The sequence below is a fragment of the Sphingobium sp. TomTYG46 genome (genome assembly GCF_055396345.1).
The window spans coordinates 1,620,062-1,641,167 of the sequence record NZ_AP027324.1 but is presented as its reverse complement, the minus strand read 5'-3'; the positions used below and the strand labels follow the sequence as shown (position 1 = coordinate 1,641,167).

Below are 21,106 nucleotides of genomic sequence, written 5' to 3'. Positions count from 1 at the left end.
GGGGCCGTTCACCTCCTTCCCCAAAGGAGATTGGACCCAATATTACGGAAATCATTATGACCGGATCAGGCAGTCACGAGTTCAGCATTCCCGAAACACGATGTCGTGCGGGTTTGAAGCTTCGCGTCGGGTTCTGGTCGATACTTAAAAAGGGTTGATGACCCGATCCAGAAATTGCCGGGTCCGCGCCGCTTGCGGATTTTCCAGAACCTGTCGCGCCGGCCCATCCTCCACCACGATCCCGTCTGCCATGAAAATGGCGCGATCGGCAACTTCCCGGGCAAAAGCAATTTCATGCGTCACGACGATCATCGTCATGCCGCTTTCCGCCAGCGACTTCATCACCTGAAGGACTTCACCCACCCGCTCCGGGTCGAGGGCGGAGGTCGGTTCGTCGAACAATATGGCTTTCGGGCGCATCGCCAATGCCCGCGCAATGCCCACGCGTTGCTGCTGTCCCCCGGAAAGCTGGCTTGGCATTGCCCCATGCCGGTCGGCCAGACCGACCTGTTCCAGCAGAGCCATCGCATGGTCTTTTGCTTGAGCCGGTTCTTCCTTGAGTACCTGAACCGGCCCTTCAATGATGTTTTCCAGAACGGTTCGATGCGGCAACAGATTGAAGCGTTGAAACACCATTCCCACCTGGCGGCGAATGCTGGGATAATTTGCCACCGTGACCGGATGCCCCAGAACGTCGATTTCGCCGCCGTCATGACGCTCCAGACCGTTGATGCAGCGCAATACGGTCGATTTTCCCGAACCCGAAGGACCGATGAGACAGGCCACTTGCCCCTGTGGGATCGTGAAGCTGACGTCCCGGAGAACGTGGTTCGCACCAAAATGCTTGGTCACCTGAGAGAGGCGGATCATGCGCGAGCCATCCGGCGTTCGAACAGGCGGACCAGAGCCGCAAGGGGCAGGCTTGCAGCCAGATACAGCAGAGCAACTAACAGATAAACCGTTTCATTCTTGAACGTGGATATAGCCAGAAGCTGGCCCGCCCGGGTCAATTCCGCGATCGTTATGGTCGATGCGATCGACGAATCCTTCAGCAGCATCACCGTGGTATTGCCGAGGGAGGGGAGGGCGGTTCGCAGTCCCAGCGGAAACACGATCCGGCGAAAAGCAAGGCCGTTGCTCATGCCTAGGGACAATCCGGCCTCGACCAATAGAGGATCGACCGATCCGAACCCTCCGCGAAAATTCTCGGCCTGATACACCGAATAGGCGACGCCCAGTCCGACCACGCCTGCCATGAAAGGCGGCAGATCGATGCCGAATTCGGGAAGCACGAAATAGACGCAGAACAGCTGAACGATAATCGGGATGCCGCGCACGATCTGGACGATCGTAACGCTGATCAGGCGTAACAGTTTGGACGATGAAAGCGCCATCAGCGCCCAGATCATCCCCAGCATCAGGCTCAATCCCAACGCGCACAGCGTCAGCAAGATTGTCGTCCCAAGTCCACGCAGCAACAGCGGCATGAACTGCACAGCGTCCGGAAGAAATTCCCTCAAATCAACCCTCCAGCTTCCAGCGTCGCGCAATATCGAGAAATCGCCCATTCTTCATATGCTCGATCGCCGAATTCACGCGATGAAGCAGGGGGTCGTCCTTGCGTAATATCAGGCAGAGTTCTTCGCGCGCGGGCGCCTGAAAGCCGGACACCAGCCTGACGGCGCGCCTTGGGCCTACCCGAAGTTGATAGCGCAATATGGGTTCATCGCCGTAACCGGCATCTATACGGCCATTGTCGAGATCGCGGAGGATGTCGAACAGGCCGTCATAGGTCGAGACATTCTGCACGCCTGCGTCGCGTAACTGGTCAACGAAACGCGTCCCGACCTGCGCGCCGACACGCAGATCCCGGATGGCGTGCAGGTCGCGATACATGCGGCGGTCGGCCGCAGGTACGACCAGCGCGGCGGAATAGGCGTAAACCGGATCGCTGAACGCCACGACCTTCTCCCGCTCGGGCGTGCGCAGCATGGCTGCGGCGATGACGTCGATCTTGCGGGCCAGGAGGGAAGGCAGCAACGCCGAAAAGGGCGTGATCCGCATTTCCGCTTGAAGAGACAGGTTATCGGTGACGGCCTGCGCGATTTCGACGATCGATCCCGTTAGCGCGTTCGTGGCCGGATCGACGAAGCTGAATGGAACGCCGGTCGGCGAAGAGCCGATAATCACTTCATTCGGATCCCGGATGCGCCCGCCGCACGCGCTCAAGGCGGTCATGCCAAGGACCGAGGTCAACAGCGTTCGCCGATCCATCGGAACTTCACACAAATTGTCGTTCAAGAATCGTCTCGGCGTTAGTCACAACCATGCCCCTCATCGTGGCTCCAAGAGTAAGGAGTGCGTTGCAAGCCGCCAGATGATAAAATCCCGATCTCCGGTGTTTAGGAATCACCGCACCACGTTTCCGCAATGGCGTTTTCGAGCCAACGCCTGAAGCTGGCGATTGAAGTAGTCCGCCAGCAATCCCGGCGCGCCGTGAAATTATAGCTTCCGAGGAATACCTCGGGAAACTGCCCTACGGACACGAGGCGGCCGTTGGCTATATCATTGCCGACGAGCAATGCATTGGCCAATGCAATTCCCTGCCCCTGCCGCGCGGCCGACAAGGTAAGGTGCCCTTGGAAGAATTTGGGTCCAGTCAGCGGCCCGATCTCGGCCAGACCGTGCAGCGCAAACCATTTTCGCCATTGATCGTGGCTTGTCTCATGAAGCAGCGTCTGGCCGACGAGCGCCGCCGGGGTACGGATCACGCCCGTCAGTTCGACAAATTGCGGGCTGGCGACCGCCAGGATCGGCGGTCTGGCGATCTCGACCGAACGCAATGACGGCAAGGCTGGATCGATAGCCCCGTCCGCAACATAGTGCAGATATGCATCGGCTTCATTTGCGCCGAAATCTGGTGTATGTTCCGAAGGTTGCAGTTCCAGGTCTATCTTGGCATGGCGCTTGATGAATTCGCCGATCTTGCCCGTCAGCCATTCCGACGCAAGTCCGGGCGCCACCCACAAGCGCAGGCGGGAATCATCGTCGCGGCGCATCAGATCCTGGGTCGCACGCGCCACTTCAGCCAACGCCGCGCTGATCCGTTGATGATAAATCCGCCCCTGCGGCGTCAATGTGCCATAAGCTCCGCCGACCCTTTCTATCAGCGTCATGCCGGTCCAATGTTCTAGCGCCTGTAAATGACGGCTGACGGCGGCATGATCCACCGACAAGGCAGCAGCCGCGCGCCTGATCCCTCCGCAGACCCCGACCGCCTCAAACGCCCTGAGCGCCGCAAAAGGTGGGATGGATGCCTTTTGCGAACGCACCAGGCGCAACGATGCCTCGGTGTCGATCTTTTGGTTCATAATCCAGCCCTCGAAGCTGTTGCAGCTTCCCCCCATCGCATAACAACAACATCGCGAAGCCACTTGGGCGACCGATTATGCTGTAGCGGGGCGTGCTTGACAACGCGCTTTTGCGTCAGGCTGAAACGAGCGTAATCCAGGAAGTCGGGTCCGTGGAGCAGCGGCAGACGTTGCGCGATCGCGGCGTATTCCGCCGCGGTCATCGGTGCCCGCGGAACCCCTCATCATTTGAGCGAGAGGAGATAGGCCACGACCTCCGCACGCTTCTTGGGGTCTGGAATTCCGACGAACATACGCGTGCCCGGCACCATCTTGCTTGGTGCCGTCAGGAACCTGTCGAGATTTTCGGCCGTCCACTTCACCTTTGATTGCTTCAACGCAGGGGAATAGGCGAAAGCGGTACTGGCAGCCGGTCTATTGCCGACCCCGCCCAGATTAGGTCCCCCTGCGCCTTTCGCGCCGGGTGCGACCGTATGACACATCATGCACCGCTGCTTGAACGTTGCTGCGCCCGCAGCCGCAGGTTGAGCGGCCGCTCCCGCCGACGACATGATCATGGTCACACCTATAGCCAGTAATTTCTTATGCATCACCCTGACATACCTCATTCGTTGAACGCTCATGCAGACCAGACCGGCATTGTCGGCGACACCGGCAGGCGGCGGACCCTTTTGCCACCCAACGCGAAAATGGCGTTGGTGATGGCGGGTGCGATACCGGCGGTCCCGACCTCGCCCACCCCGCCGGGATCAGCTTCGCTCGCCAGAATCTCGACGTCCACTTGCGGTGCCGTCGCCATCGTCATCATCGGAAAATCAGCGAAATTGCTCTGCTCGACAGCACCACCGGCAATAGTGATCTCGCCAGACAGCGCCGCCCCAGCGCCGAAGATGCATCCGCCTTCAATCTGCGCCTTGACCAGGTCGGGATTTATCACCCTCCCGCAATCAAGCGCCGCCAGCACCTTGCGTACCCTTATACCACCCTGCTCCTGGGACACATGGGCTGCCAGTCCGCAATAGCTTCCGAACGCATGGAACAGCGACACCCCCCATGCGCCAGCGGAGGTCCTGTTGGCTGGCGCGGTCATCATGGCTTCGAGCCGGTCCAGAACAGCCAGCGCACGTTGGTCACTGAGCATGGCACGGCGATAGGCGATCGGCTTTGCCTTCGCCGCAAATGCGAGTTCGTCGATGAAGCTTTCCACGACGAATAGGCTGCGGGTGGCGCCGACTCCGCGCCACCAGGATGTGGGAATCCCGGATTCGACACGCTGAAACTCGACCTTGAGGTTGGGCAGATCGTAAAGCGGCTTTGCAGCGCATTCCACTGCGTCGCTGTCCACGCCCTTGAACAGTTGTGGATACAGGCGCGCTACGATCGAGGAACCGGCGATGCGATGCATCCAGTCGACCGGCCGACCGTGATCGTCAAGGACCGCTTCAATACGATCCGCATAAGCGGGCCGGTACATGTCGTGCTGCATATCCTCCTCCCGTGACCAGATTATCTGGACGGGTCCGGCCACCTGACGGCCGATCTGCACGGCCCGAAGGACGCCATCGATCTCAAGCCGACGGCCGAATCCGCCACCCATGAGATACACGTTCAGCATGACGCTGGTGACCGGCAGGCCAAGCTGACCGGCGACGACCTTGCGCGCTACGGTCGCCACCTGCGTGCCGGTCCAGATGTCACATCGTTCGTTCGTGACCTGAACGGTGCAGTTCATCGGTTCCATCGGTGCATGGGCAAGAAACGGCTGCTCATAGGTCGCCGCTATGCGTCGGCCCGGCACCGCACCCGGTGTTCCCACGCTGCTGGCGACGGCTCCCGGCGCCTCAAGCGCCGCGAGCAACGACGCCCGGATCGCGGCGCTATTGATCGCCGCGGACGGCCCATTGTCCCATTGCGGTTTCAGCAAAGCTGCCGCCTGCCGCGCGTGCGGCATGGTATCGGCGATGACTGCAACAGCATCGTCCAGCCGCACAATCTGGCTGACGCCCGGTGACGCCTTGGCGGCCGCATCGTCCAGCTGCACCAGCTTGCCGCCAAACGCCGGGGACTGGATCAGTGTCGCAATGCGTGCACCTGGCACGGCCGCGTCGATGCCGAATACGGCTTCGCCCCGAATTTTCGCGATACTCTCCACGCGGGGGCTGGAGCGTCCGATCAGCTTGAAATCCGCCGGTTTCTTCAACGGTACATCACTGGGCACGGGCAGCTTCGCCGCATCAGGGATCAAGGCCACATAGCTGACGCTGCGGCCACTTGCGTCGTGGCGCACGACCCCGTTGGCGGTCGAGCAGCTTTCCGGCTCTACGGACCATCGCGCGGCAGCTGCGGCGACCAACATCGCTCGCGCCGTCGCTCCGGCATGCCGCATTGGGAGCCAGCCGCTTCGGATCGACTGGGAACCGCCCGTTATCTGCGGCCCGTAGCGTTCTTCGTCCGCCGGAGCCTGCCGAAGGCGCACTGCGTTCATGGCGACGTCCAACTCCTCCGCGACCAGCATTGCAAGTCCGGTCTGAGCACCCTGACCCATTTCAATATGTGCCATCGTGATCTCGACCGACCCGTCGGCAAGAATCGTGACCCACGCATTGGGCGCGAATCCGGTTTCTCCCGGCATCGCTGTGACCTTCGCCAGTAATCGCACCGGGATCACCAGGGCCGCCCCGGCCATCACACTCGCACCGAGAAAGTGCCGTCGGCCGAAAGCGGGGCGGGATGCATCATCCATGATTATCGGTCTTCGCTGCAAGATGGATCGCCGCCCGGATACGGGGATAGGTGCCGCAGCGGCATAAGTTGGTCATCGCTGCGTCGATATCGGCGTCAGTCGGCCGGGGCGTGGACTTCAGCAGTGCGATGGCAGCCATTATCTGGCCGCTCTGGCAATATCCGCATTGCACGACGGCCAGTCTTTCCCATGCAGACTGCACTCTCCGCCCCACGGCATCCGCAGCCGCGCCCTCGATCGTGACTATGTTCGTGTCCCCGATGGAGGCTGTTGGCGTTACGCATGAGCGACTAGGGCTGTCATCGACCAGCACCGTACACGCGCCGCACTGGCCCAGCCCGCATCCAAATTTGGTACCCCGCAATGAAAGTTGCTCCCGCAACGTCCACAGCAAGGGGGTCTCTTCGTCCGCCTCGACCGATATGCTCCGGCCATTCACGGTGATTTTGTGATCCATGTGGCGCATTCCGAATAAGATACCAGCGACAGCTGGTTCGGCATTACACTGGCATATCCCTAATCCTGGTGACGGTGCCAAATCTTTCGTCACGGGTGCGTGAATGTCACCATCAAGGGACCTATTCTGTCTACCGAATACCAGTCTGTATCTGCATCCCATTGGACAGATACGTCCGGCATGTTGTGCATAGCTGCGGCCTTCGCTCGGCGAGGGATCAGGGCATAATGATGAAAGCCATCGCGCAAACGGCGCCTTCCATACCCGTCCCAGGTAAGCGATTGACCTGCTCGCTGGAGACTGGTCCGAATTTGGTGAAAAATTCCCGGTTAGGGTATGCTTTCGGTGAAGGCCGCGGATCAGGCGGCTTCGCGCTGATCCGCCGTACCGTCCCAGTTCCAGGGAAGTAGTTCGTGCAGACGGTTCTGAGGGATGTCCGTGATGCGGGCAAGGACGTCGGCAAGCTAGGCCTGCGGATCGATGTCATTGAGCTTCGCCGTGCCAATGAGGCTCAGCATGAAGGCCGTGCGCTGACCGCCGCGGTCCGAAGCAGCGAAGAGCCAGGATTTTCTGCCCAATGCGATGCCTCTGAGCGCGCGTTCCGACGCGTTGTTGGGAAGGCAGATGCGGCCGTCACCGAGGAAGGCGGTGAAGGCGGGCCATGCCTTGAGCAAATAATCCATGGCTTCGGCCACATCGCTGTTCTTCGAGAGCTTCGACCGGTTGTTCCGCATCCATTCTTCCAGTTCGGCCACCAGTGGTGTGGACTTGTAACGGTTTTGCGCCGGTCACTTGAGAGTTTAAAGCTCGTTCAAGGAGACCGACGAGATGATCAAGCATGGCGAAGAGTTCAAGCAGGAGGCGGTTCGCATTGCGCTGACCAGCGGGTTGCCGCGGGAGCGTGTCGCGTCAGATTTGGGGGTCGGCAAGTCGACGCTGAACAAGTGGGTGTCGCAGTATCGGCCCAGTGATCTGGTTTCAGCGCCGCAGGCAGATCTGGCCCGCGAGAATGAACGTCTTCGCCTTGAGAACCGCGTGCTCCGGGAGGAGAGGGAAGTGCTAAAAAACGGTCCCCGGCTGAGCCCGCCTGTGCGCGGTAGAAACGGGCCATGCTATGGTGTTCGCCAGGAGGGTCGCGGCCGTTTGCTTATTGGAGGCGTGATACCCCGTTAAAAAACGTGGTCCGTGGGCATTTGCGTACTTGAGAGTGGTGACGTCGTGCTGCGGCGATCCCGGTTAGGAAGATGACGGTTGGCATAGCCCATACCCTCCGCTTTGAAGGAGGACGTGGAATGACAGGAGCAAAATCACCGGGCTTGGGCGCATTGTCGATGGTCAACCCTGGCGCTGCCGCCATCGATATCGGCTCAACCATGCACATGGCGGCCATCAATCCGCAGGCTGACGGCAATCCCGTACGGGCATTTGGCACATTCACCGGCGACCTGCATGATATGGCCCGTTGGTTCAGGGCCAGCGGCGTCACCAGCGTGGCGATGGAATCCACCGGCGTGTACTGGATTCCTGCTTATGAAGTGCTGGAGGCGCACGGCTTTCACGTCATGCTCTCAACGCGCGTTACGCCAAGAACGTCCCGGGCCGAAAGACCGATGTCAGCGATGCAGCCTGGCTGCAACGCCTCCACAGCTATGGGTTGTTGCGGGGGAGCTTCCGACCCGAGGCAGGCGTGGCGACCATGCGTGCCTATCTCCGGCAGCGCGAGCGGCTGATCGAATATGCCGCCTCGCATATCCAGCACATGCAGAAGGCGCTGATGGAGATGAATGTGCAACTCCATCATGTCGTCTCCGACATCACCGGTGTCACGGGTATGCGGATTATCAGGGCCATTGTGGCCGGGGAACGTACGCCTGTCACACTGGCGGAAATGCGCGACGTCCGTTGCCATGCGTCGGTGGAGAAAATCTGTGCGGCTTTGTCGGGGAACTGGCGGGACGAGCACATCTTCGCCCTTTGTCAGTCCCTGGCTCTGTACGACTTTTACCAGACTAAAATCCTCGAATGTGATCGGAAGCTGGAGGTCGCGCTCAAGGCGCTTGAGGTCGGCAAAGGGTACGATGTGCGGAACCTCCCCAAAGTCCGGACCAAAAAGCGGCAGGTGAACGCACCTGACTTCGAGGTCCGGTCCACGCTCTATCGCGTGTTGGGGGTGGACCTGACGCAGATCCACGGAATCGGCCCATCTCTGGCGCTCAAGCTGGTCGGGGAGTGTGGCACTGACCTGGCGGCATGGCCCAGCTCAAAGCATTTTACGTCATGGCTATGCTTGGCGCCCGGCAACAAGATATCGGGTGGCAACTGCTCTCCTCGAAAACCCGGCGATCATCGAGCCGGGCGGCGGCACTTCTCCGCCTGGCCGCAACCACCTTGGGCCGCAGCGACACCGCACTGGGCGCGTTTTATCGGCGGTTGTCAGCGCGTGCAGGAAAGGCGAAGGCGGTCACAGCCACCGCCCGCAAGATCGCTGTGCTGTTTTACAACAGCCTGCGCCACGGCATGACATATCATGATCCCGGCGCCACCCAATATGAAGAACGGTATCGCAGCCGGGTGATCGGCAATCTTCAGCGCCGCGCCAAGGCTTTCGGCTTCTCGCTCCAGGAACTGCCACCGGAGCTCGATATGGCTGTTTCTTAGGAAGGCCACCCAGTTCTTCGCGAGCCAAAGGCCGTGAGGTTCGCCTTTGTGCACAGCTGGCGGCATCGTTGGCCGGTGGAGCTGATGTGCCGTGTCCTTCAGGTGAGCGAGCGCGGCTATCGTTCCTGGCGTTCGCGTCCGATCAGTCATCGGGAGCGGACGGACATGAAGGTGCTGGCCCATATCAGGGAGCAGTATAGCCTGAGCCTTGGGCAGCTATGGTCGTCCGAGGATGACGATGGAGTTGAAAGAGGTGGGGCTCGATGTTGGTGAGCGCCGGGTCGGACGCCTGATGACCCGAAGGGCGGCGTAGCCAACATCAACGGAATAAAGCCGGTTCGTACACGCAAGCATAAGGTTACGACGGACAGCCACCATCGTCTCGGCGTCGCGGCAAACTGGCTGGACGGTGATTTTCCCGCCGATGCCCCCAACCGTAAATGGGCCGGGGACATCACCTATATCTGGACGTCAGAAGGCTGGCTCTACCTAGCCGTCATTCTCGACCTGCACAGCCGCCGCGTCGTGGGCTGGGCTGTCAGCGACAGGATGAAGAAGGACCTGGCGGTGCGCCTGCGCCAGCCACCAGAGGGCTGCCTTTTCCATTCGGATCGCGGTAGCCAATATTGTTCTTACGACTATCAGAAGAAATTGCAGGCCTATGGCCTGCGTCCATCGATGAGCGGCAAGGGTAATTGTTACGACAATGCCTCCGTCGAGACGTTTTTCAAATCCCTGAAAGCGGAACTCATCTGGCGGCAGCGCTGGCCAACGCGGCGTCAGGCGGAAGCCGCCATATTCCAGTACATCAATGGTTTCTGCAACACCCGTCGCCGCCATTCATATCTGGGCGGCATCAGCCCGCTCGCCTTCGAAGCCAAGGTGGCATAATGAGATAGGTGACCGGCGCAAAACCGTTACAAGTCCATGCCGTTTCGCTGGCGTAATATGCGTCGCATGCGCAACGGTGGGCACGACCCGTCCATCGATCGATGATGGGGCATCATGCGGCTTTGCGCGACCACATCTACACGGCGCAAACGAATCGGGATTTCGCTGGGTTCGCCCCGCATTTGCATGCTCGGAATTTGTCTAACTAGGGTGGAATTTCCCCAAAATTGCCCAGAAAAATTGGGGGCTAGGCCAAGTCCACCGCGTTTCTTCATGCAAACAAAACCCCGCCAAATCGTTGGTTTCACGGGATTTTCGATGGTGGGCGTGGCAAGGATTGAACTTGCGACCCCTGCGATGTCAACACAGGGGTTGGTTAGGATTTCTGGCCCGTTTTCCATGCGGTTGGCAAGGTTGGCGGGGGCGCTTGCCCAGTATTTGCCCAATTGGGTCATCGAAATTGCCTCCTTAGATGGAGAGTCGCATTGTTGCCGCGGATAATCAATTGGCATGCGACATGAATAGGTTGGTCGCTTGGCGGCCCAAGCAGACCGACCCCGATCAAATGACGTCACCCAAGTCGCGGGTGGATCGATCCGCTACCTGACCGGCGCGAGACCGGCTTTCCTGCAGCTCGGAGGCGCAGCTTTAAAGGCTTACAGCTTCCCTGTAACCGAATCTCGATCGGGTGCCTGATATTTAATTATTTTCACAGATCGATAATCGATCTCACACGTCAGGTGTCGTGGCCAGCGCTCGCTGTACCGCCTGCTCCATCGCGGCGATCTCGGCATCGGTCAGTTCGTCGAAGCGATCGCGTTTGCTGTTGGAAAGCCGTCCACCATTCTGAAGCATCAGGCGGATCAGCAGCGCGGCGCGGCGGTCTGGCATATCGACAATTGCGCGCACTCCTTCCATTGCGCGGTCGAACACCGCCAGGAAGCCCAGTTCCTCGCGTAGGTCCGTGCGGACGGTATCGACCACGCGGTCATAGAGATACTCGGCGACCGACGTGGCGTCGAAGAAGCGATAGAGCCGCGCGGTGTCGTTGCGGACCGCGATCTCGCGGTCGCTGGTCCAGCCCCATTCGATCGCGCTGAACAGGGGCCGGGAGAAGCTTTCCAACACCGCATCATAGCTGCGTTGATCGCGGACGATGGCAGCCGATACCGGGAAGATCATGGTGTCCGGGCTGAAACCGGTCTTGCTCAGCACATGATGGACGATGAAGCGGTGGATGCGGCCGTTGCCGTCCTCGAAGGGGTGGATGAAGACGAAGGCGAAGGCCGCGACCGCCGCCGCAACGACAGGCTCGATGTTGTCGGTGAGGATCCGTGCCGTCAGCGCCATCCAGCCGGTCATCAGCGATGGGACGTCTTCGGGCCGGGGGCAGATAAAATGTATCTCCTCGCGGAAATCGACGGTCGTCTCGCCGACGAAATTCTGGAAATTGCGCCAGTCGGTAGCGGCATAGCGGCGATCGACGATCGAATTCTGCAGCCGCACCATTGCGTCCTTGTCGTCCGTGTCGAAGCTGGAGGCTGAGCGCAGCGCCGCGACGAACCGTTCGGTTCGATCCGGGCTGGGCGCCTCGCCCTCGATCGCGAAGGACGAGCGCGTCTCCTTGGTGAAGAGATATCGGACCGCCCGGGCGAGCACCGCCGGGTCGTAACGCTCGATGATCGCGCGTGCTTCGGCGTCGATATGAACCCCGATCTGCCCTTCCAGCTTCGCTGTGCGGCGAACCGTAGGACACAGGTCCGGCGTGCCGAGCAGATTGTCGATGACGCGGTGCCGCGACGAGTTCCGCCGCGCCCCGACGACATGTTTGTGCGAATCGAGCGCCTCGACATAGTTGCCGGCGACGGCATCCGGTACGTCGAGCCGTTCGCCCGTCAGATACTCACAGAAGAACCAGGCGCGGCGGGCATAGCTGCCGCTTGGTTCAGCGCGTACCCATGCCGCGACGACCTCGGTGTCCATGGCGGCGAAAACCGCGGCCAGCACGCCCAGATCCAGAGGTTCATATCGCAGGGCAAAGCGCAGGTTGGCGACGATATCGTCACCGGTAGCATAGGAGCGCGGGTAGAATTCGACGATGCGCCCAGCGATCATTTCGGTGCGCCGCGCACCCGCGACGAGATAGCTTTCTGTATAGGGCGGCGGACTTTGCGGTGCGAACGCCGCCCGCAGCCACATATGGCCCAACATAGCCCGGTGGTCACTTATACCCTCGCTCATGCGAGAACGCATAGCGTGATGCGAAAACGATTACCAATGCCATCTGTAATTCAAGATCGATTATAAAATGTGAGCGCTTTAGTGGGAGACGATCTGGTGGAAGCGCTCGCTTATATTCGTGCCACGGGTGCGGACGGAGAACCTGTGATCTTTTCCAGGAGAGCCAACCCTATATTGTCTCCGTCGGGCGGATCTGACCGCACGCATGCATGAATGGCAGACCATGTTTCTTGAAGGCGCGCCGCATCCATTTCGCCTGCTCCGCAGTGGTCATGCGGAACCGGTCGAGAACGTTGTGCGGCGTCAGGAGCGTGTCGGTCGAGCCGATCCTGCCCTTCCCTGGAGGTGCTCCATCTGCCCCATCCTGCCGAATAGCAGAGGGCGTGACCAATGCGCACGATGCTTCCACGCCATCTATCTGTGGCGTGTTGGTCGCGCCGCCAGCTTCTGATGCCTCGATGTGCGTCCACTGTGGTCTGAGCGCCTTGGCGATGTCAAGGCGGCGGGTTAGGGGAAGTTCTTCCTTTTGGATCAGCGCCTTATCGGAATGCCTGGAATCGCTTGCCCAATATTCGCTCAGATCAACCATTGGGATACCTCCTTCCACTTAGAGTCGCAGTTGCAGCATGGCTGGTCAAGTAGGCCCGTTGAGATGCGCAAGCGGATGGCGAGAATGATGCGGGATCATGAGCCCAACCTTCGGCTGCCCCCTCCCCGCTGGTCCCGCAGGCATGACGAGAGTTTGCTGGTTTGGTATTCGTGCCGGTGTTCGGTTTCGCCACAAACGAGTGCGGTATGACGTTGTTGTAGTCGTGTCTCCAAAGAGCCAGCTTACGCCGGGAGTCAAAGTCCTCATTGATCGCGAGGAAGCGCAGCCGGCGGCAAGCGCCGAACGTTTCGGCAACCAAGTCCATCGACCAGCGGTCATTTGGCCGCAGCGGGACTTCGGGATCGCGTCGTCAACCACGCTCTCGGCCAGCAGCCGCTTGAGCTTACGTGCTCGAGTTGGCGCAGCCCCCGGTCATCGGACACCTCCAGACGGCCATACTTCGCCTTCAGCTTGTAGAACATTGCTGGGCTCAGCCCATGCTTGCCGCAGACCTCGGCCGTGGGAGCCCCGGTTCTTGCTCCTTGCTCATGCCGATAATCCGATCCTCAATGAAACGGCTCTTTCCTCAATCGTCTGCTCTCTAGAGTGACGGGCTCTACATCTAAATCAAGGGATGCAGCGGGAGGTAGGTCAGCTAGTAGAAGGGGCGTTGACTCTATGCCATCGGATTGGTGACCGACGTTTTTCCTTTTTCGATTTCCTGCAATCCGCTAGTCGCAGTTCGCCATGAAACAGGTTCAGACAGATCAATATTCCGCGAGACGTTTGAAATTGTCGTTGAACTTATCTGTCCACTGCGATGCCTTCTGTTGGTCTCCCCGAGCCTATCTCGAAGCCCTGTGGTGGCGCCTTCGCCGTAAAAAGCTGCGTTCACACAGCCAGTTTGCCCGTTTGCTGGGTCATTCCAAAAGGGCCTATGAACTGTGGCTGTTACAGGAAAATGTCACGCCATCTAGCGAAGATGGCAGAGAAGCTGCACCGCCAATCATTGCTCTGGTTGATGGCAGGGTAGAGCAGGGCAGGTTGCAGGAAACCCTGAACAGCCTGGCGGCCGAAGGTATGGCGGCGCTACTGATAGACCCGGATGATTTGTCCGCCGCGATTGAAATCGCCCGGCAGATCGATTGGAGCAAAGATCCTTGGCTGATGCCGATCACCGCAGGGGACCGGGTCGCACCGGGAGCGGCTGCCGCCTATCGGGCGGCGGTCCGCGAGACCGATGCCCATCTGGTCTATGCCGATGACGACCTGCTGGACAAGGCGGATCGACGCTGTGCGCCACATTTCAAACCTGACTGGAACAGCGAACTTTTTCGCTATTTCGACTATCTGTCGGGTGCCTGCATCCTGCGGACAACAAGGCAGGAGATGGTAGCTCTGGCGCCGACGGATGACTGGTTTCGGGCGCTTGTCCGTGAAGCGGTGGGGAAGAACGCGCCGTGGCACCTAAGGAAGATACTGCACCACCGCCGCAAGCGCCCCAAACCACAGGCGCCGACAGCCGCCGCTATGCAGGCGCGGGATCTGCCTCCTGTCAGCATTATTATCCCTACGCGCAATCGTGTGGACCTGCTGCGCACATGTCTGGAGGGCATCGCCATAACGGATTATCCCGACATCGAAGTGATCATCGTCGACAATGACAGCGACGATCTCCAGACACTGAACTTTTTGGCTGGCCTCGATCCGAGGCGATATCGCGTCTTACGCTATGCAGGCGCATTCAACTATTCGGCAATCAACAATCACGCCGTCGCACAATCGCAGGGCCGTCTGTTATGTTTGTTGAACAACGATATCGAGGTGATGGAGTCGAACTGGCTTGCCGCTATGGCTGTTCAAGCTGTGCGCGACGATGTTGGTGCGGTCGGCGCACGCCTTCTCTATCCAGGTGGGCGCATACAGCATGCCGGGGTCGTAATCGGTATGGGCGGAGGAGCGGGCCACGCTCACCGCTTCCTCCATCCGGATGAAGAGGGCTATTTCCGGCGCCATGCCTTGCCACAATTCGCCTCTGCCGTCACCGCCGCCTGTTTGGTGGTGATGCGCGATCGTTTCCTGGCCGTTGGTGGCCTGGATGAGCGTAACTTTTCAGTCGCCTTCAACGATGTGGACCTGTGCTTGCGCTTGAACCAGCGGGGCTGGCAATCGCTTTACGAACCTCGTGCTACGTTGATCCACCATGAATCCGTTTCACGCGGGTTCGATCGCGACCCCATAGGAGCGGCACGATTTGCAGGGGAGTTGGCCGCGCTTCAGCAGTTGTGGAGCACAGAGGGGGCAATCGACCCATTTCATCATCCTGAGCTGAGCCGTGCCAGCGAACGCTTCGTGATCAGGCTTTAGGGACGCATCACGGTGGCCCGCCGCAAAACCCCAGCCTCCGATCGCCTCGCCTTGCCACAGGTGACCCTATGCGCTGCGACATCAGTGAATGTTAAAGCGACGTTGCGGGCATTGGAGGCCAGTATGGCCCAAATCGATTTTGGGGCGTGCAAGTTGTTCACAGACGCGCCCATTGAACCCGAGAATCCCGCTATTTCGATCGTGCCGATCTCCCGGCTCGGTTCCTCTGCCGCCTATTCAGAATTTCTGCTGACGCGGATGGTAGATCATGTCGACACGCCCCATTGCCTGGTGGCGCAATGGGACGGCCATGTGCTCGATGCGGGGCGATGGCGGCCCGAATTCCTTGACTATGACTATATCGGCGCGACTTGGCCGCAGTTCGATGATGGTCATGATGTCGGCAATGGCGGCTTTTCCCTGCGCAGCCGCCGGCTGATGGAGGCGGGTCGCGACCTGCAATTCCAGGCGTCGCATCCCGAAGACATTGCCATAGGACGGACAAATCGCAAATGGCTGGAGGGAAGGGGGATGCTTTTTGCTTCCTCCGAGCTTGCGGACCTATTTGCGACCGAGCGAACAGGCGATCTGCAAACCAGCTTTGGCTATCACGGCGTATGGAACATGCCCCGTGCCATCGGTACCGAAGCTTTCTGGCGCGTTTATCGCGACCTTGATGACCGTGGAACGTTAAAGCATGATTTTTCAAGCATCCTGAAGGATGTAAGGCACGGCCCTGGCGGGTGGATGCGCGTGATCCGAATGGTGGCCGATCATATGAAACATCGCTTTGGCAGGGCAAAAGGCGGTACATGCCTCGCTATCTCTCAATCGTCTGACAGAAAGGCTCGATAGGCTGTGTCCAATCTTTTCCCCGGTATGCCGCTGATCGAGTCCCCTTTGTTTCCTTCGGTCAAGGCGTTGCAGGGGCTGACCGTCGAGGAAGATCGGATCGGCACCAGCCTATATGAAAAGGGTTATGCGATATTCGACTTTCCCGATGCCGATCTGGATGCCCGGATTGACCGCATCAAGCGCAACCTCTCGCCTCGCTATGGGATTGATTTCGGCAATCCGGAGGGTGACAAAACGACGGGGGAGCGTCGTATCCAGGATGCGTGGATGTTCGACGAGGATGTGCGCGCTATTGCTACGAATGAGGCCGTCCTGGATCTGCTCAGTAAGCTTTATGGACGCCGCGCCTTCCCCTTCCAGACGCTGAACTTTCCTGTTGGCACGCAGCAGGAGGCGCATTCTGATTCGGTCCATTTTTCCAGCCTGCCCGAACGGTTCATGTGTGGAGTGTGGCTGGCGATGGAGGATATCGGACCCGACGCCGGGCCGCTCTTCTATTATCCCCGATCGCATCGCTGGCCGATCGTAACTAACAGCCTAATCAGGCGCCGCGGCTATGGCAGCGAGCTTCGCTCGGCGCAGGATCCCTATGGTCCGGCGTGGCAGGCGCTGTGTCATGCTCATGGTGCGCAGGAAGAAGTGTTCCTGCCGCGCAAGGGACAGGCTCTAATCTGGTGCGCAAACCTGCTGCATGGCGGTAGTCGGCAGACCAACCCATGCATAACGCGCTGGTCCCAGGTGACGCATTATTATTTTGAGGACTGCATCTATTATACGCCGGCTTTCTCCGACGAGGCAATTGGGAAGCTGAATATACGGTATCTGAGAGCAATTAATGATGGGTTGAGCCGACCAAGCCGTTATCTTGGTGAGATAGTGCAAGATCAGGCATTGGTCGAGATCGATCGTCGGTCTTCACGATTGGATCGATTTTTTAAGCGGATAATCAGATGAAGGTCAAAAGTATTTAACGCCAGAATTTTATTTAGGACATTCTTCACGATGAGCGTTGGTAAAAAGATCAAGAAGTTCCTATTTTCTGGCATCAAGAAGAGAAGAAGGAACAAGAAGCGGCAAGCTTTTGAAAAGCTGTGCGCGTTGATTGCTACGAATGCCAATCGGGAAGATGGCCTGTTTGATGCAGTTTGGTATGAGAAGACCTACCCCGATATCATCTCTGAGGGGCAGACGGCGATTTTTCATTACTTGCATCACGGATACAAAGAGGGACGTGATCCGGGACCTAATTTTGACACGCGATTTTACCTGACGGCCTACCCGGATGTCGGCGTGTCCGGGCTCAATCCACTTTTGCATTATATCCTACATGGCCGTGCCGAAGGGCGCCAGTGCACGAGGGCTGGCTTTTATTATGCGGGTCAGCCCAAAGGTTTGCGTCATGTCATCGTAAAGGAACTGACTCTCGCACCGGGCAATGATGCGGCTATCCTTGTCACCCATGCGCCGGCAGGCAGACTGAAGCCCCATGTGTTGCCCTATGTCGAGCAACTTTCTGGCACGGGTTTGTCTGTTCTGCTCGTCGCCATTGCCGATCAACCGCTGGAACTGCTCGACAAGGAAGTGAATGCCGTTGCCGGCATCATTGTGCGTGACAATGCCGGATATGATTTCGGAGCCTGGGCGCACGCCTTTCAGTTATACCCAACTTTGTATGGCGCAGGTTTACTGGTGATGACGAACGATAGCGTTGTGCCTACGGCCAATACCGAAGTGTTTCGTGCAATGATGGACCGCGTCCGTACGTGCCGGGCAGACATCGCAGCCCTCACCGCGAACCATGAGTATGGCTGGCATGTTCAAAGCTACTTCCTGGCTTTCAAGCCTAAAGCGCTGAGTTCCTGGCCGTTCCAGCACTTCATGCGCGACATGCCTTTAATCGACGATAAGGATGAGGTGATCCGCACACTCGAGGTGCCTTTCGCCTCGCGGATGCAGGCAGGGGGGCTGACAGTCGAAGCGCTGTTCGCGGGTGCGTACTCTGCCAATCCAACTTTTTTCAGTTGGCGCGAACTGATAGAGGAGGGTTTTCCGTTCATTAAGCTGCTGATACTGCGAAAGCAGTTTGCGGCTGTCACCGATCAGCACGAGGTGCTTCGCGAGTTACAGGAAACCTGGCCGCAAGTTCTCGAAAAGGCGGGTTTCGACATCGATCTTGTACGGGCGTCACTGCGCGCTGCTGAAATATCTTCGCTACCTGCAGGCGGCGGTAATGCGCTACTGATCGACGCACACCGGTATGATGCGATCTCCACTGATCATCAGCTAAGGATCGCGTATTTCGGCCCTTGGAACTACGACAGCGGCTTGGGCGCTGCCAGCAGGGAGATACTCTGTGCGCTGCGGCACACGGACGTGCAGATGAACTGCTACCCCGTCATCAAGCCGTTCAATATCCACCGACTAATATGTCCTGCCGTTGAAACACTCGATTTTCAAGGCCGCCCAGACATCGCGATTATCCACCTGAACCCTGACTCCTGGAATGTGCTTACCGAAGAGCAACGGCGGATCATCCGGTCAGCCAAGATGCGTATCGGCTACTGGGTTTGGGAAACCGATACGATCCCGGAAAGCTGGCAGCATGATCTACATTCGGTCGACCGCATCTGGGCGCCCAGTTCCTACTGTGCGAACATTTTCGCCGCGCAGGCCTGCCTGCCAGTTGATGTGGTGCATCACCCCGTGCGGCTCCCCGCACGAATCGGCGCAAATCGCGAAAGCGTGCTGCGCCGATTCGGCGTAGACCCCAAGAACCGTGTTATCCTCTATATCTTCGACGGCGCCAGCTACCTCGTCCGCAAAAACCCCGAAGCGTTGATCCGCGCCTTTGCCGCCTCTGGGCTTGCAGCGCAGGGCTGGGTTCTTCTGCTCAAGACCAAGCACCTGCATAACCGCCCGGACGTGGGCAGGGCGCTGACCGATCTGGTAGAGTGTACTACGGGCGTGATGATCGTCGAAGTGTCGCTCTACGCAGACGAAGTGACCAGCCTTCTGGCGGCGGTCGATATATATGCCTCGCCGCACTGTTCGGAGGGGTTCGGGTTAACCGTCGCCGAAGCGATGGCGGTAGGGGTGCCGGTAGTAGTCACCGACTTTGCAGGAACTCGTGACTTCGTGGATGCCGCTTCCGGCTATCCGGTCGCTGCGGAGCCATGGACGTTGGAACAGAGCCATGGCCACTATCTAGCCGGGCATAGCTGGGCGAGGATCGACGAGGACGAATTGGCTGCTACCCTCTGTGAAGTAGCTCAGGTAGTAGACGCGGGTAATGATACAGTGGCTGCGGCAGGCCGGGCGCGGATCGCTGACCTGCTGTCCTACGAGACCGTGGCTAAGGCCATTCACGCCAGTTTCGCCGACCTGATCACTGACAGCGGCGACCGGGTTTCGACGCCCACGTCGCGTGCACCTTTCATCATGCCCACGGTGCCCGAGATTGAAGTAAATCTTAACCATGCTCCGAAATTCGCGGAGTTCACTGGTCAGGAGGGCCTGGTTCCCGTGGCGGTGAACGACGACCTTTCCTGGAGTGGGGATGCCTTACCCGTTGGTCGGCCTGGCGACTGGCTCGTCTTCGCTCCGGGCAGTTCATGCATTTCGCCAGAAGCGGGCAAATTAATTCTAGCGGCATCTACGAGTCGGCCGGACGTTGCCCTGTTCTACGCCGACGATGTTGCTACTGCCGGAGACGCTTCGGACCGTGTCCGGCTCAAGCCTGATTTCGACCGGACGCTGCTTGTCGCGCAGGACTACATCGGGGCGCCAGTTATTGTGCGCCGCAAGGCCTATGACCATGTCGGCGGCCTGAACCCCGTGCGCGGAACGGCGGCTCTCTACGATTTGGTGCTGAAAGTTGCCGATGTGGGCGGAGCGATCACGCGTATTCCTGAGGTACTGGTCGGTTTCAACGGAACCCGACCGTTCGCTGGCACCGCGGATCGCCGCGCTGCGCTGGTGGCTCGAAAGGGGTTTTCACAAGTCGAGCTATTCGACAGTATTGATGTCCCTGGTTTGCTGGTACAACGCTGTCGGTTCGCGGACGGCGACTACCCCGCCGTAACGCTCGCCATTCCCACGCGGCGAACGCTCAGGCCTGGATCACGGCAGAGCTATGTCGAGCATCTCCTTGAGCGATTATCTGAAACTGATTGGCCTATGGACCTGCTGACGGTGATCGTCGGCGATGATATTGCCGGAGAACCTGAATGGATCAAGAGGACTTGGCCCTTTAAATTGACGCGGATCGAGACACTGCGGGCGTCCGAAGAGCGCTTCAATTACGCGGCCAAAATGAATCGTCTGTGGCGCGAGGCTGGAGACGAACAGATCGTTTTCATGAACGATGATGCGATCCCCTGTGATTCGGGTTGGCTGAAAGCTCTCATTGGCCTTGCTGTGGACCGCAGCGTGGGAGGCGTGGGCGCGCGCCTCTATTATGAAGACGGCAGCATCCAGCATGCCGGCATGTTTCCGACGCTGCGCACGATCGCTCACGCTTGGCTGGGGTGGCCTGCGCATGCAAAGACTTATCAGGATTGGGCCTTCGCCCAGCGCGAATGGTCCGCAGTGACAGGAGCGATATTCGCGACACGTCGCTCGATCCTCGATCAGGTCAACGGTTTTGAAGAGCGTTTCAGCTTGGAATTCAACGACGTGGACCTGTGCCTGCGTATCCGCAATCTGGGCTATCGAATCGTCTATAATCCGGATGCACAATTTATTCACACCGAAAAAGCGTCGCGCGGACGAAGCAATCCGCCCGGCGAAGAGGTTGCCCTGTTTCTTTCGCGCTGGTCCCGCTGGCTCGATGATGACCCTGCGTCGCATCCTGCTCTTTCGCGCAGCCGCATGGATCTGGTCGCGGAGCCTGAGGAAAGAGCGTGGTATCGCCGTTGACCACTAAGCCCGACCTA

General features: G+C 59.1%; 17 protein-coding genes and 4 pseudogenes. 9 read left to right on the top strand and 12 right to left on the bottom strand.

What is annotated here, in order from left to right; genetic code table 11:
* Window positions 1-144: 144 nt before the first annotated feature.
* The 8 genes and pseudogenes from ACZ5YV_RS08350 to ACZ5YV_RS08315 all read right to left on the bottom strand — a co-directional run.
* Entirely contained in the window at window positions 145-870 is a 726-nt protein-coding gene (locus tag ACZ5YV_RS08350) for an amino acid ABC transporter ATP-binding protein (RefSeq protein WP_464787213.1), read from the bottom strand.
* On the bottom strand, window positions 867-1,520 hold the full coding sequence (locus ACZ5YV_RS08345) for an amino acid ABC transporter permease (protein ID WP_464787212.1): 654 nt from the start codon (window positions 1,518-1,520) through the stop codon (window positions 867-869). Before ACZ5YV_RS08345 ends, ACZ5YV_RS08350 begins: the two co-directional genes overlap by 4 nt.
* A 1-nt stretch (window position 1,521) precedes the next feature.
* Window positions 1,522-2,238 carry a substrate-binding periplasmic protein gene (locus tag ACZ5YV_RS08340; RefSeq protein ID WP_464787211.1) on the bottom strand — a complete coding sequence of 239 codons (717 nt, stop codon included), beginning with the start codon at window positions 2,236-2,238 and terminating at the stop codon, window positions 1,522-1,524.
* A 164-nt stretch (window positions 2,239-2,402) separates the two neighbouring features.
* Window positions 2,403-3,371, bottom strand: a complete 969-nt coding sequence (locus ACZ5YV_RS08335; protein WP_464787210.1) for a LysR substrate-binding domain-containing protein — start codon at window positions 3,369-3,371, stop codon at window positions 2,403-2,405.
* A gap of 224 nt (window positions 3,372-3,595) precedes the next feature.
* Window positions 3,596-3,928 carry a c-type cytochrome gene (locus ACZ5YV_RS08330; RefSeq protein ID WP_464787209.1) on the bottom strand — a complete coding sequence of 111 codons (333 nt, stop codon included), beginning with the start codon at window positions 3,926-3,928 and terminating at the stop codon, window positions 3,596-3,598.
* A 62-nt stretch (window positions 3,929-3,990) separates the two neighbouring features.
* Complete coding sequence (locus ACZ5YV_RS08325; RefSeq protein WP_464787208.1) at window positions 3,991-6,114, bottom strand: xanthine dehydrogenase family protein molybdopterin-binding subunit; 2,124 nt, start codon at window positions 6,112-6,114, stop codon at window positions 3,991-3,993.
* Window positions 6,107-6,571: a (2Fe-2S)-binding protein gene (locus tag ACZ5YV_RS08320; protein ID WP_464787207.1), complete on the bottom strand. Its 465-nt coding sequence runs from the start codon at window positions 6,569-6,571 to the stop codon at window positions 6,107-6,109. The genes ACZ5YV_RS08325 and ACZ5YV_RS08320 overlap by 8 nt, the downstream gene beginning before the upstream one ends.
* Window positions 6,572-6,930: 359 nt before the next feature.
* Window positions 6,931-7,338: pseudogene (locus ACZ5YV_RS08315) on the bottom strand (IS66 family transposase); the annotation flags it as partial.
* Window positions 7,339-7,399: 61 nt separating this feature from the next.
* Here ACZ5YV_RS08315 and ACZ5YV_RS08310 point away from each other — a divergent pair.
* The 5 genes and pseudogenes from ACZ5YV_RS08310 to ACZ5YV_RS08290 all read left to right on the top strand — a co-directional run.
* Window positions 7,400-7,642, top strand: a pseudogene (locus ACZ5YV_RS08310) (transposase); the annotation flags it as partial.
* 221 nt (window positions 7,643-7,863) lie between these two features.
* Window positions 7,864-8,301, top strand: a complete 438-nt coding sequence (locus ACZ5YV_RS08305) for an IS110 family transposase (RefSeq protein ID WP_464787206.1) — start codon at window positions 7,864-7,866, stop codon at window positions 8,299-8,301.
* Complete coding sequence (locus ACZ5YV_RS08300; RefSeq protein WP_464787205.1) at window positions 8,268-9,092, top strand: transposase; 825 nt, start codon at window positions 8,268-8,270, stop codon at window positions 9,090-9,092. The genes ACZ5YV_RS08305 and ACZ5YV_RS08300 overlap by 34 nt, the downstream gene beginning before the upstream one ends.
* A complete protein-coding gene (locus ACZ5YV_RS08295; RefSeq protein ID WP_464787204.1) occupies window positions 9,089-9,229 on the top strand; it encodes a hypothetical protein in 141 nt (46 codons plus the stop codon). Before ACZ5YV_RS08300 ends, ACZ5YV_RS08295 begins: the two co-directional genes overlap by 4 nt.
* Window positions 9,230-10,120 (top strand): annotated as a pseudogene (locus ACZ5YV_RS08290) (IS3 family transposase); the annotation flags it as partial.
* Window positions 10,121-10,146: 26 nt separating this feature from the next.
* On the opposite strand, the gene ACZ5YV_RS08285 reads toward ACZ5YV_RS08290, so the two are convergent.
* The 4 genes and pseudogenes from ACZ5YV_RS08285 to ACZ5YV_RS08270 form a co-directional block, all read right to left on the bottom strand.
* Window positions 10,147-10,575 carry a hypothetical protein gene (locus ACZ5YV_RS08285; RefSeq protein WP_464787203.1) on the bottom strand — a complete coding sequence of 143 codons (429 nt, stop codon included), beginning with the start codon at window positions 10,573-10,575 and terminating at the stop codon, window positions 10,147-10,149.
* Between the two features lie 274 nt (window positions 10,576-10,849).
* Window positions 10,850-12,319 carry a Fic family protein gene (locus ACZ5YV_RS08280; RefSeq protein WP_464787202.1) on the bottom strand — a complete coding sequence of 490 codons (1,470 nt, stop codon included), beginning with the start codon at window positions 12,317-12,319 and terminating at the stop codon, window positions 10,850-10,852.
* Between the two features lie 211 nt (window positions 12,320-12,530).
* Window positions 12,531-12,950: a hypothetical protein gene (locus tag ACZ5YV_RS08275; RefSeq protein WP_464787201.1), complete on the bottom strand. Its 420-nt coding sequence runs from the start codon at window positions 12,948-12,950 to the stop codon at window positions 12,531-12,533.
* A gap of 339 nt (window positions 12,951-13,289) precedes the next feature.
* A pseudogene (locus tag ACZ5YV_RS08270) lies at window positions 13,290-13,500 on the bottom strand (transposase); the annotation flags it as partial.
* 197 nt (window positions 13,501-13,697) lie between these two features.
* Between ACZ5YV_RS08270 and ACZ5YV_RS08265 the strand changes: the two are divergent.
* From ACZ5YV_RS08265 to ACZ5YV_RS08250, 4 genes are all read left to right on the top strand, one after another.
* Window positions 13,698-15,317, top strand: coding sequence for a glycosyltransferase family 2 protein (locus ACZ5YV_RS08265; protein WP_464787200.1), 1,620 nt, complete (start codon window positions 13,698-13,700; stop codon window positions 15,315-15,317).
* A gap of 123 nt (window positions 15,318-15,440) precedes the next feature.
* Window positions 15,441-16,172, top strand: a complete 732-nt coding sequence (locus tag ACZ5YV_RS08260; RefSeq protein WP_464787199.1) for a DUF5672 family protein — start codon at window positions 15,441-15,443, stop codon at window positions 16,170-16,172.
* A 3-nt stretch (window positions 16,173-16,175) separates the two neighbouring features.
* A complete protein-coding gene (locus tag ACZ5YV_RS08255) occupies window positions 16,176-17,126 on the top strand; it encodes a phytanoyl-CoA dioxygenase family protein (RefSeq protein ID WP_464787198.1) in 951 nt (316 codons plus the stop codon).
* Window positions 17,127-17,174: 48 nt separating this feature from the next.
* Window positions 17,175-21,089: a rhamnan synthesis F family protein gene (locus ACZ5YV_RS08250; RefSeq protein WP_464787197.1), complete on the top strand. Its 3,915-nt coding sequence runs from the start codon at window positions 17,175-17,177 to the stop codon at window positions 21,087-21,089.
* The last annotated feature ends 17 nt before the right edge of the window (window positions 21,090-21,106 follow it).